We start from the raw sequence: 11,359 nt of genomic DNA, 5'->3' as shown, positions 1-11,359 counted from the left end.
GGGGGAGATGTCGACGCTTAGTGATATCCTCGAGAAAGGGCGTTCCGTCCCGCACCATGCTCCGTGGCCACGCGCCATCGCGGATGCGGATGCATGGACATCGGCGGCACAGGCTCTGTCCGAAGGACGTCTGGTCCTGCTCGGTCTTTGGGGCGAAGGAAGCGCAGTTCATATGGCCTTGCTCGATGAACCGGCCGGCACGATCGGCGTCCTCAGCCTGGAAGGATTGGACAGCGCCGGCTATCCTTCCGTCGCGCAATTGCATCCGCCGGCGCTTAAGCCCGAGCGGGCGATCCGTGATTTAACCGGGCTCGAACAGTGGGGTTTGCCGGACAACCGGCCGTGGCTCGATCACGATCGATGGAATTTGCACTATCCTATGGGAAAGCGTGGCGTTCCATCGTCGAAGACCGCTCCCTATGCCTTTTTGCCGGCCGAGGGCGACGGCCTGCATCAGATCCCGGTCGGTCCGGTGCATGCCGGCATCATCGAGCCGGGACATTTTCGCTTCACAGCTAACGGCGAGACCGTCGTCCGACTTGAGGAACGGTTGGGCTATACCCATAAGGGCATCGAGGCGCTGATGGCCGGCGCGGACCTTGTCCGTGGAGCGCAGCTTGCCGGGCGAACATCCGGCGATAGCACCGTGGCCTACGCCTATGCCTTTGCGCGGGCCGTGGAGGCCGCGCTGGGATTCGCAGTTCCGCCCAGGGCGGTTTCGCTGCGCGCTCTGATGGCCGAACTGGAGCGGCTCGCCAACCATCTCGGTGATATCGGCACCATCTGCAACGACGCCGCCTTTCCGCTGATGCTGGCTCATTGCGGCGTGCTGCGCGAGCGCGTACTGCGTGCCGCCGATGCCGCTTTCGGCCACCGTTTGATGCGTGACCGCATCGCGCCCGGCGGCGTCGCGATCGACCTCGGCGACACCGGGCTGGTCGGCTTGCGGAACCTGTTGGCCGAAATCCGCCGCCGATTCCCGGCCCTGGTGGAACTCTACGACAACACTGCCTCGCTGCAAGACCGGACGGTCGGCACGGGCAAGCTGCGGGTTGATCTGGCCCGTGAATATGGAGCAGGTGGTTATGTCGGGCGGGCCTCGGGACGCAGTTTCGACGCCCGGTGGGCCCTGCGCTACCCACCCTACGATAATCTGATCTTTGATGTTCCAGTGCTTGACGACGGCGACGTCAACGCCCGTGTCTGGATCCGTATTCGGGAGGTCGAACAGAGCCTGTCGCTAGCTGAGCAGATTCTCGACCAGCTTCCGAAAGGCCCAGTCCTCACCGCTGTACCCTTCGTTAGCGAAAGCCGCGAAGGTCTGGCCCTCGTCGAGGGATTTCGCGGTGATGTGCTGGTCTGGCTGCGGCTCACACCTGAGGGCATCATCGAACGCTGCCACCTGCGCGATCCATCTTGGTTCCAGTGGCCGCTCCTGGAGGCAGCGATCGAAGGCAACATCGTCGCCGACTTCCCGCTCTGCAACAAGTCTTTCAACTGCTCCTATTCTGGTCATGATCTTTGAAGGCAGGACCCCATGCGAAAGCTCCTCTTCGAAAGCCTGCTCCACCTGCCGCTGACCGAACCGGCGCCGCGCCTCTCGGATGCAGCGATAGAAGAACTTTCCGCCGCCATCGAAGCGGCATCCCGCCGGCGTCTCGGCCGCAGCCTCTCGATCCGCGCCATCGATGCCGGATCATGCAACGGTTGCGAGTTGGAGATGCATGCGTTGAGCAACGCCTTCTACGATATGGAGCGCTTCGGCATCCGTTTCGTCGCCTCACCGCGGCATGCAGACGTGCTGCTCGTAACCGGCCCGGTAACCAAAAACATGCGCGAAGCTCTGGAGCGGACGTACAATGCTACGCCGGCCCCCAAGTGGGTTGTTGCGCTTGGTGATTGCGCGCGAGACGGCGGCTATTTTGCGGGCAGCTACGCCATCATCGGCGGGGTTTCAAAGGTCATACCTGTCGATCTCCACATCCCAGGCTGCCCACCGTCGCCGACGGATATCCTCAGAGGTTTACTTGCTTTGCTTGAACATGTGAACACGGGAGGCCGCGCTTCGTGACGGCGAGCTTCAATGGTTCGACTTCTCCGGGCTGGATTTATCGCAATAGACGCTCTGATCGCGGCCGTTCGACGCTGGATTTTTCCGCCACCGCCACTGCAGCTGCGCGGCAAGAAGCTGCATGACCATGAGACGGATCCCGCCGTCCGCCTTGCCATCGACGCTGTCGAGAAGGTTTTTCTTCGGGATTTCAAATGGGCTTTCCGTAGGTTGTCAAGTTCGGACACCGGCATTGATGCGCGCGCCGAAATCCTTGATGACGGCCGGCCGACAGGCCGGTTTTTGCCGTTGCAAATCAGATCCGTATCGCCCACGAGCCGGAGGCATGGCGATCATACCCATCGCGGAGAGAAGAAAAACCTCGATTACTGGACAAGGCATTCACTACCGGTCTGGGTGATCATCGTCGATTCTGAAAGCGGCCTGATGCTCTGGCAACAGGTTGAGGAGCGGTTGTGCGAGGTAACGGACGCGGAATGGTCGATCGTCATTCCGGCGACCAATGTGCTCGACGCCTCCGCCCGGCTCTGCTTCGAGGAGACCATAGCGACGGATCCCGAGTCCTTGATGCGCTCCGCCTTTGCGCTTGATCACGCACTGATGCAGGAAATACGGGATCAGACGACATTTTTTGTCTGGGACGAGTGGGGTGACACGACTGCGATCTTCTGCAATCTCCGCATCTATATCGGCGAAGGCCGGGAGGAAGAGCCGGATGTGCGGATCGACTATCATCTTCGCGCGCATAGTCTTCATGACGTGATGACTACCCTTTTCCCCTGGGCAACCTATTCCTATGCCGAGCCGATTTCGGAGTATTCCGGTGAAGTTGCAGTGCACATCTTGGAGGTAGAACTGCGACCTGGAGCCTACGCCTACCTAGAGGCTGAGAGTTTCCTGGAGGCAGGTTATCCCGAAGACGAGGAACCATCGGCTCCGGAACCTGATGGCTTCATCACGGAAGAAGAGGAGCGAGAATTCTGGCAAAGACGAAGAAGGTCCCGGCGCCCCGATAATCGGACGGATTAAGCAGCAAAAATCCGGCAACTTCATATCAGCCGATGAAATTTGCTATCCGGCGTGCGGGGACTGGCACAAATGCCGAGAAAGCTCCCTAGCCCTCTTCCGGTGGACGACGTACCCGTGCGTGCCGAACGTCTATCTTTGGATTCAAGCGATCCTGCATCTCCTTACTCGCTCTGAAGAAAGGCACCCATTTTTCTTCTACGAAGACAGCCTTGCCTGTTGACGGATTGCGCCCCGAACGTGGTGGCCGGTGGCGGACAGAAAATATGCCGAAGCCTCGCAGTTCGACCCTTCCGCCCTCCGCCAGTGTCCCGACAATCTCGTCGATAATCGTCTCAACAATCCGCATCACGTCGCTGGGGTAGAGGCGCGGATTGCGAGAAGCGATAATATGTACGAGTTCCGATTTGATCATTGTACCCTGTATTTCCGCTCCCTACTGCAAGACGCGGACTTAGCCGGCCATAAACCGCTTCTCAAAAAGTCTTGTGGCCAACTAACTGCTGTGCAGCGATCGCTTTTCCGATACTGATCTTCCCGAGGTACGTCTTTACCTTGGGGAGTGGCAAGGAAAAATATCGCGATCTATCTTTTCGCTCATGAACGGCTCAGCGCGCCAATCCAGATATCTACTGTCAAGCATTAAGTTGATGTGGTGGATGGCGCCCTCGGACGGCATCGAATGTGCCAAAATGGTTTTTTGCAAAACCCGAGAGAGGAGCCATCCACCATGGTCGATATTACGACAATCGGACTTGATATCGCAAAGAATGTTTTTCAGGTCCACGGTGTCGATACGCAGGGTCAGATCGTTCTACGCAAGGCTTTACGTCGAGCGCAGATGGTTTCCTTCTTCACAAAGCTGCCGCCCTGCCTGATCGGCATGGAAGCCTGTGCAACAGCCCATCATTGGGCGCGCACGCTGATAGAACTGGGACATGATGTAAGGTTGATCTCACCGGCCTACGTCAAACCTTTCGTCAAAAGGCATAAGAACGATGCCGCTGATGCGGCAGCGATCTGCGAAGCAGTGGTTCGTCCTTCGATGCGGTTCGTGTCGGTGAAGAGCAAAGAGCAGCAGGCAACACTGATGCTGCACAGTGCGCGAGAGCAGCTGATCTCGCAGCGAACGGCCTTGATGAACGCCTTACGCGGACATTTTGCCGAGCTGGGAATAGTTGTCGCGCAAGGTGCCCGCAATGTTGGAGAACTTCTTTTAATCCTGGAAAGGATGGACCAAGGTTCCAATGAGGAGGCTCTCCCGGACACAATGCGGCTCGCATTGCAGCCGCTGGCAAATGCGCTGATTGGGATTGAAGCTGAGATTGTCAAACTGGACAAGGAGATCCTCGCCATATACCGCAAAGATGATGTCAGTCTTCGGCTTGCCTCTATCCCCGGTATCGGGCCAATCACGGCGTCATTTCTGTCGGCGAGTATTCCGGATCCGGGCTTGTTCGCGGGTGGACGAGAGTTCGCGGCATTCCTAGGGTTGGTGCCTCGACAATATTCGAGCGGCGGCAAGCCAAAGCTCGGACGGATTTCCAAAATGGGCAACCGGCATCTGCGAAAGCTACTGGTGGTCGGAGCACATGCCGCTCTCTACAGCATCAAGAATGGCAAGACCAAATCGCCACTAGGGGACTGGGCAAGAGCCTTGCTGGCGAAGAAATCCTTCAAGCTTGTGGCCGTCGCTTTGGCCAATAAAATGGCGCGCATCGCATGGGCGATCATGACCAGAGCCGGTCATTACGAGCCGAATCTTGCTACCCAATAGACCAGGCATTACCGGAACTGCCCATAGGGCACAAAAGTTGGCGGCGTGACAATGGAGTGATGTGAAGGCGAAAGCGGAATGGATCGCACGAACTGAAGAACCCGTGGCATCGTATAGCGCCCCAAAGCGCGGTAAGTTGATAGGGATCGGTTCACGCGGAAAACATCAGGGCCAGCGGTCGTATCAAACCGCGCTTACAGGCCGGAGACATGACTGCACCCGACCCGCAAAGCTCAGCATCTTCCAAAAGCACCTTGCCAAGCGGGCGCCATCCAGACATTACGCTGCCACGGTTCCTCAGGTAGCGACGGGCAAGCGAATTACGACCTCGAGGCCGCCGTATTTGGATCGTTCGAAGGCAATCGTTCCGTTGTTGAGGGAGACAATCTCGCACGCGATCGCCAGGCCAAGGCCCGTGCCTGGGACTGTTTCGTCGAAGCGTCTGCCGCGTCGACCGATCGAGCTGAGAGCGGACGGTGGAATGCCCGGACCATCGTCGGATATCTGCAATTCGACGGCCGTCGCGTCATCCTTAGCCTGAATGCAGATAAGCGAGTTTGCCCATTGGGCGGCGTTCTCCAGTATCACGCCGACAAGCTCGATGAGATCGTTTGCGTCGATATCGACGTTTAGACCATCGATAACATCGACCGCCCAATCGAGATGCTCGCCGGCGCGTGTTTTCTTCAGCACCGCGACCGCTCGGGGGACAACGCTGCTCAAGGATGCGCTGAGGGCATGCATCCGAGTGCGTTGACGCAGCCGGACGAGACGCAACTGGTAATCGATCCGATCACGCATCTCGTTCGTCAGGTCAACGATCGAGGCCGCGCCGCGCGCGTCGCCGCCTTCTTCGAGTTGATAGGCAATGGTGCCAAGCACCGCGAGCGGAGTTTTTAGTCCGTGTGCAAGATCCGAAGCACGCGACCGTGCAAAATCCATTGATTTCTGCTGCAGGGCAAGGAGAGCGTTTACTTCGCTGACGACAGGAACTACTTCCAGCGGATAGGCAGCCTCGATCGAGGAAGCAACGCCCTTGCGGATGGCTTCGATATCCTGACGCAACCTCCTGAACGGCGATAGGCCGAACTGCACTTGCAGGATGGCGGCCAGTACCAAGACGACACCAAGGATTAGGAGCGCCACGGCCAGCTCCCGCCCAAAGCGGGCGATCGCCTCGTCGAGAATCGACCGGTCTTGAGCGACGATGACCTGATAGCGGCGCTCGCTTTTGGCTTTCGGAAAGCGGGCCGTCAAGGAAAAGGCGAGTAACGATTGTCCAACGGGCCCTCGTGCGGTTGAGAGTTGCCCGCCCTCGCCGAGGGAGCCGACCCTTAGGACATCATCCCAAAGCGAGCGAGAGCGGATTGTCTGCTCGGTGCCCAAATCTGTGATCTGCCAGTAGAGGCCACTAATCGGCGTATCGTAGCGTGGATCAGGCAAAGTGCCGGTAAGCACTGGCGCCGCGCCACGTGCGTCCGGATCGATCAGGGCGATAAGGCGCGACATCGTCGCCGACAAATCTGCAGAAGCGCCGCGTTCGACATTCTTTGTGAACAGATACCCGATAGTTACGCCCGCCAAAACCAGCGCGACGGCGATCCAGACGCCTGCTCCCAGTATCAGACGAACCCGTAAAGACTGAATTCTCAAGGGTCGTTCCCACCGAGGATGTACCCAAAGCCGCGACGTGTTGCGATAATATCGGCGCCCAGTCGCTTCCGCAGGCGGCCAATAAGCACCTCGACCGCGTTCGAACCGCCTTCGAAGTCCTGCGCATAGAGATGTTCGGCTATCTCGAGCTGCGAGACGACGCGACCGCCCTGATGTGCCATGAAGGCGAGCAGCCGGTATTCCTGTGGTGTAAGTACGATCGGAACGCCCGCCCGAGATACCTGTCTCATCCGCGTGTCGAGCATGAGCTCGCCGATTTCGATCTGCGATGACGCAAGACCACCGGCCCGGCGGATAATCGCTCGGACACGCGCCAGTACTTCCTCCATACGAAAAGGCTTTGCCACGTAATCGTCAGCGCCGGATTCGATCCCCTCGACCCGCTCGTCCCACTGTCCGCGCGCTGTCAGAATCAATACGGGCGCGTTACGTCCAGCGCGGCGCCAACGCTTAAGGATCGTCAAGCCATCCAGGGTCGGAAGACCGAGGTCAAGGATCACCGCATCGAATGTTTCAGTCTCGCCGCGGAACCAGGCGTCCTCTCCATCTGTGGCATATTCCGCGACGAAGCCGGCGGTCGACAACGCAATGCCAAGCGACTCTGCGATGCGGCGATCATCTTCAGCAACGAGTATCCGCATATTTATCTCACCTTGAGCAGTTTTCCCGTGCGGGCATTGAAAGAATAGCGGCGCACTTCATTGTCAGTTTCAAGTACTTTCAACTCGTACTGCAGAACACCTTTCACGGCATGCAGGCGCGCATCAATGATCTGCCCGTTGGTCAGTTGTCGGGCGATTGTGACGATGCCGTCTAACGGAAGGGCTCGATCGCTTTGAACAGCTTCCAAAGCGCCATTCGGTCCGTTAAATCTATCGTCGGTCCCATTGTGCCCGGATCCTTCGGGACCGGACGACTCGCCGCCGTCGGAATCATCGGAATCGGTGTCGCCATTGCTTGAGTCCGGATTCGATGCTCCAGCATCGGAATCTTGGCCAGAGGAACCTTCCGAACCACCGCCGCTGTCAGCAACTTCGATGTAGTGAACGCCTTTCGCCGCCCTGGCGGTTTCCTGTGCGTGCGCGACAGCCGGAAGATGCAGTGCAAGGGCAACCGCAGTGAAACACGTGAAGGCTCTTAGGGACCGAAAACGCACATACATCTCCCCACGCCGTCAAAGCCGCTCGAGTGGTGAGCTTAGACGAACGAAGCTGACAATTCCCTGACAACGCCCTCACGGGATTTTCAGGCACTATGGAGTATATCAGCCACCATCGAGGCAAAACAAGGCAACCGGAAGCAAGGTTCTAGCTCATCCGACCGAGCGGTCTTTTGACAATCGCGCGCGAGGGCATGTCTCTTCGACATTCGATAGCAACTGAAGGAATACAATATGCAGACGCTGTTTCGCTTTATGCCAGTCGTCATATATGCGTCCGCGCTGTTTGCCATCTTTCTGATGATGTTGGTCATTCGACCAACACATAGATGCGGGCCTTTTCACATTTTCAGACACCATCGAACAAGCCAGTCGCCGCTAAGCCCAAACAAGGAAATTGGAAACAGGTCCTTGGTCCAAGTGGCTCCGGCAGGCGCGTGGCATGCGAACGCTCAGGGTGCCAATTTGCGAATTGGCGCCGATCAAGGTCCGACGACGATCCGTCTCTTCGACGTTCGATAGTAACCGAAGGAATACAATATGCAGACGCCATTTCGCTTTGTGCCAGCCATCATTTACGTGGCCACGCTATTTGCCATCGTTTTGTCGATGTTGATTGTTCGACCAACGCATGTAAGAGGGCCATTTAGCCTACATTTGGCGTACATTGCCAAGATGCGAAATACTCCGGCTGCAGACTCGTGCACTGAGACCGAAATGCAAACGTCGGAAAGACACGGTTACTGCAGCAATTTATCCACGAGTGATCGATGATGTTTATCGTGACGAACACGGTATTCAGAAAACAGATCGGCGCGCGCCTGAGGTCGCCTTCGCAGAGCACGTGATTGCGTGCGATGACACTGCCGTCTGCGGTGGCAATCATAGGAAGCTTGGTTTCGGTTGGCCAAGATAGAGCCGCGGTTCTAGTTTACCGAGGTGGAGCTTTTCCGGAGCTTTCGGCCCCCTTCCTCATCAAAATCGACCTTGAAAGTATTGCAGCGGTGCCTCGCTCGAACGCGGGCATGAAACCTGCAAGCGCATTCGAAGGCACAAATATGGGTTTTCCAATATGTTCATAACTTCGATACTGAACAAAATTGCGTCAGGCAGTTTGATACTCGCGATTTCTGCTCAGGCGGCTAGTTCGATACCGATTGCCGCAGCGGCCTACATCACTCAAGTAAGCTTTGCATCTTCCGCTGTTGCCGCGCTTCCGACCAAACGAAATGCCCAAGGGCTACTGTTGGATTTGCGTGTGTCATTCGGGATGATCGCGGGGAGCTACAAGGAAACCCTCGGCATCCGACACCGAAGTGCTACTAACGTTCTCGAAGGTGTGACTCGTGCGGCACGCGCCAACCAGCGATTGGAGGATGCGCTTGCGACCCACAGCAGCAAGGCCATTGCCGATGCCACCGGCAGCCTATCAAGGGCTATCGGTGAGTTGCAAACGCTATATGCCTTAACGCCAGCGCAAAACAGGCAGGCTGCACAAGGCATGCGCTATCTGAACGCTGCATGGAAAACCTATTCTTCCCGATATGTACTCTCAACGTCAGGCAATCAAACCAAGACAGTAAGCAGGGCCGAAGTTCGAGCTCTACGTGAGAAGGTGACTGTTCTGCAAAAACGCGTTTCGTCGCTGGAAAGTCAGGTTTCCGCAAATGCGACGCTTCAACGACAAATGGCGCGACTGAGGCAGGACCTCGCCTACTACGATAGCCGACCTGATGACGACCGGACCTACCAACATATGCTGCTCACACTGACAATGGTGGCGGGCTCTTTCGATGCACTCGCTTACACCGCACGAGTGTACTATCCAACATATTATATGTATCTCGAACCGGTCAGCCCGGAATTCTACATCTGGCGTTCCTATTGGGACGGCTTCTACGACGGATATTACGAAGGGCGTAGTTCGGTGTGGTATGACGAGCCGGTCGTTGTCGAAGGTCCGTTGGTCGAGATCAACCAGATTGAGGTCAATCAGGAGATTACCTATCAGACGATCTACAATATGGCAGATGAGATCCGTGTCGAATACGAATCTCTGCCGCAAGAAAATTTAACTGAGATCGATATACCGGCGACACCAGAAGACACAATTTTCACTCCACGGACCTTGGCGTGGACGACAGATGACGATGTCATATCCAAAGTGGACGAGACAACCCCGGTCGCCGCCGAGCCGAATGGCATTTCGTCTCAGCCCGATGAAGAACATGGCCTATCGAATGACAAAGGGCCAGATATGACTACACCGCGTGGGAGTGAAGATCATTTTGGTAGCGTACAGCGGCGAGATAAGGGCATTGTAGAAGAAATCAACCACGACAATAATCAGGATGATTCTTTGGACGATCCTGGAGATTTTCTTCAAAAGAACAACATCTTGCCCGCAGAAAGTGAGGGAAATTCACATAAAGTTCCACCGGCAAAACTGATACCACAACAGCAGATGGAGCCGCAGGAAGAGGGTAGTGATTCTATCAAATGCCAAGAGGATAACAGCAGTTGCTGATACGGCGATCTATTGGTTTCGGGGCCTCCATGAACGCGCCTGAAGTCTCAGACGCCTTAGACTGACCGGATCCGTTCTTTATTTGCCCGTATGGAGCCGGTAACAACCATTCAAAGTGACGAGCTGATCCTTAACCGTTCCAGTTCGCTTACGCGCTAATTCGGCCGTGAACTCGCGGTTTTGCCTGCCACCGGAACTTGCAGAGCGTGCTCATCATGTTCATGCGAACTGTGCAACGGTTGCGGGTGTATTAGAGAAATATTACATTCAAATTATCTCAGGACTGGTTGGCGGAGCTGAAGTCCGGCCAGGTCATTCGCGTGCACCACGAGAAACTGTCCGATGGTGGTTGGGTCTCGACGCATGAGGATATTACCGAACACCGGAATGCCGAGCGGCAAATAGCGCATTTGGCACTGCACGACTCGTTGACTGAATTGCCGAACCGTGCCGCGCAAAATCGGAAACTCGACGGTTTGCTTAAACAACACGGCGTGGAAGGATCACAGTTTGCGGTCCTATACCTCGATCTGGATCGGTTCAAAGAGGTCAACGATTTGTTCGGTCACAATATTGGGGACGTTGTTCTGCTCACGGCAGCCAAACGCCTTTGCGTGGCTGCGGATAGTGCTTTTGTTGCCCGCTTTGGAGGCGACGAATTTATGGTTTTGGCAGAAGTTGACGCTGCCTCCGCGGCGGTTCTCGCCGACCGCATCATCGCGACCTTGAGCGCGTGATCTCGACGCTTGGGCGCCTTAAGTCGCTTGGGGTGCGGATCGCGATGGATGATTTCGGGACCGGTTATTAATCGCTCTCCCATCTGCAATCCTTTCCATTCGACAAGATCAAGGTAGATCAATCGTTCGTTCACAATATCGGACAGTCCTCGTCAGCGGCAATCATACGGGCAGTTATCGGGCTCGGACGTGGCCTGAATTTGCCTATTATCGCTGAGGGTGTTGAAACGACAGATCAGCTTGCGTTTCTGACCCGTGAGAGTTGCGAGCAGGTGCAGGGTGTGAATCGGATCCGAACGTTGACCCCTTACGCACGGAATCCAACATATTGATCTGCTTGCCCAATTCGCGCCAAAGTTGGGATTGGGAGCAGCGCGGGGATGCCACC

General features: G+C 56.4%; 9 protein-coding genes and 1 pseudogene. 6 read left to right on the top strand and 4 right to left on the bottom strand.

The window, feature by feature from the left end; genetic code table 11:
- The first annotated feature begins 7 nt into the window (after positions 1-7).
- The 3 genes from QD409_RS00795 to QD409_RS00785 are packed head-to-tail and all read left to right on the top strand — an operon-like array spanning position 8 to position 3,100.
- Entirely contained in the window at positions 8-1,525 is a 1,518-nt protein-coding gene (locus tag QD409_RS00795; protein ID WP_430761596.1) for an NADH-quinone oxidoreductase subunit C, read from the top strand.
- A gap of 12 nt (positions 1,526-1,537) precedes the next feature.
- Positions 1,538-2,071: an NADH-quinone oxidoreductase subunit B family protein gene (locus QD409_RS00790; protein WP_430761595.1), complete on the top strand. Its 534-nt coding sequence runs from the start codon at positions 1,538-1,540 to the stop codon at positions 2,069-2,071.
- A gap of 12 nt (positions 2,072-2,083) precedes the next feature.
- Complete coding sequence (locus tag QD409_RS00785) at positions 2,084-3,100, top strand: DUF4365 domain-containing protein (RefSeq protein ID WP_092855551.1); 1,017 nt, start codon at positions 2,084-2,086, stop codon at positions 3,098-3,100.
- 85 nt (positions 3,101-3,185) lie between these two features.
- Here QD409_RS00785 and QD409_RS00780 read toward each other — a convergent pair whose 3' ends face one another.
- On the bottom strand, positions 3,186-3,512 hold the full coding sequence (locus QD409_RS00780; protein ID WP_092855553.1) for an integration host factor subunit beta: 327 nt from the start codon (positions 3,510-3,512) through the stop codon (positions 3,186-3,188).
- A 315-nt stretch (positions 3,513-3,827) separates the two neighbouring features.
- On the opposite strand from QD409_RS00780, the gene QD409_RS00775 reads away from it, so the two are divergent.
- Positions 3,828-4,874: an IS110 family transposase gene (locus tag QD409_RS00775; protein ID WP_430761594.1), complete on the top strand. Its 1,047-nt coding sequence runs from the start codon at positions 3,828-3,830 to the stop codon at positions 4,872-4,874.
- Positions 4,875-5,171: 297 nt separating this feature from the next.
- Here QD409_RS00775 and QD409_RS00770 read toward each other — a convergent pair whose 3' ends face one another.
- From QD409_RS00770 to QD409_RS00760, 3 genes are read right to left on the bottom strand one after another with little or no spacing between them, the layout of a single operon-like run.
- Positions 5,172-6,527 carry a sensor histidine kinase gene (locus QD409_RS00770; RefSeq protein ID WP_430761593.1) on the bottom strand — a complete coding sequence of 452 codons (1,356 nt, stop codon included), beginning with the start codon at positions 6,525-6,527 and terminating at the stop codon, positions 5,172-5,174.
- Entirely contained in the window at positions 6,524-7,189 is a 666-nt protein-coding gene (locus QD409_RS00765; RefSeq protein WP_430761592.1) for a response regulator transcription factor, read from the bottom strand. The genes QD409_RS00770 and QD409_RS00765 overlap by 4 nt, the downstream gene beginning before the upstream one ends.
- Before the next feature lie 2 nt (positions 7,190-7,191).
- Positions 7,192-7,704, bottom strand: a complete 513-nt coding sequence (locus tag QD409_RS00760; RefSeq protein ID WP_430761591.1) for a PepSY domain-containing protein — start codon at positions 7,702-7,704, stop codon at positions 7,192-7,194.
- A 1,075-nt stretch (positions 7,705-8,779) separates the two neighbouring features.
- Here QD409_RS00760 and QD409_RS00755 point away from each other — a divergent pair.
- Both QD409_RS00755 and QD409_RS00750 read left to right on the top strand, forming a co-directional pair.
- Positions 8,780-10,234 (top strand): hypothetical protein, encoded by a 1,455-nt coding sequence (locus tag QD409_RS00755; RefSeq protein ID WP_430761590.1) that lies wholly within the window; start codon positions 8,780-8,782, stop codon positions 10,232-10,234.
- Positions 10,235-10,512: 278 nt separating this feature from the next.
- A pseudogene (locus QD409_RS00750) lies at positions 10,513-11,303 on the top strand (EAL domain-containing protein); the annotation flags it as partial.
- Positions 11,304-11,359: the final 56 nt, after the last annotated feature.

The organism is Rhizobium sp. BR 315 (assembly GCF_050577975.1).
Classification (GTDB): domain Bacteria; phylum Pseudomonadota; class Alphaproteobacteria; order Rhizobiales; family Rhizobiaceae; genus Rhizobium; species Rhizobium miluonense.
The sequence above is the reverse complement of the archived record's forward strand: the minus strand, read 5'-3'. Positions and strand labels throughout refer to the sequence as shown.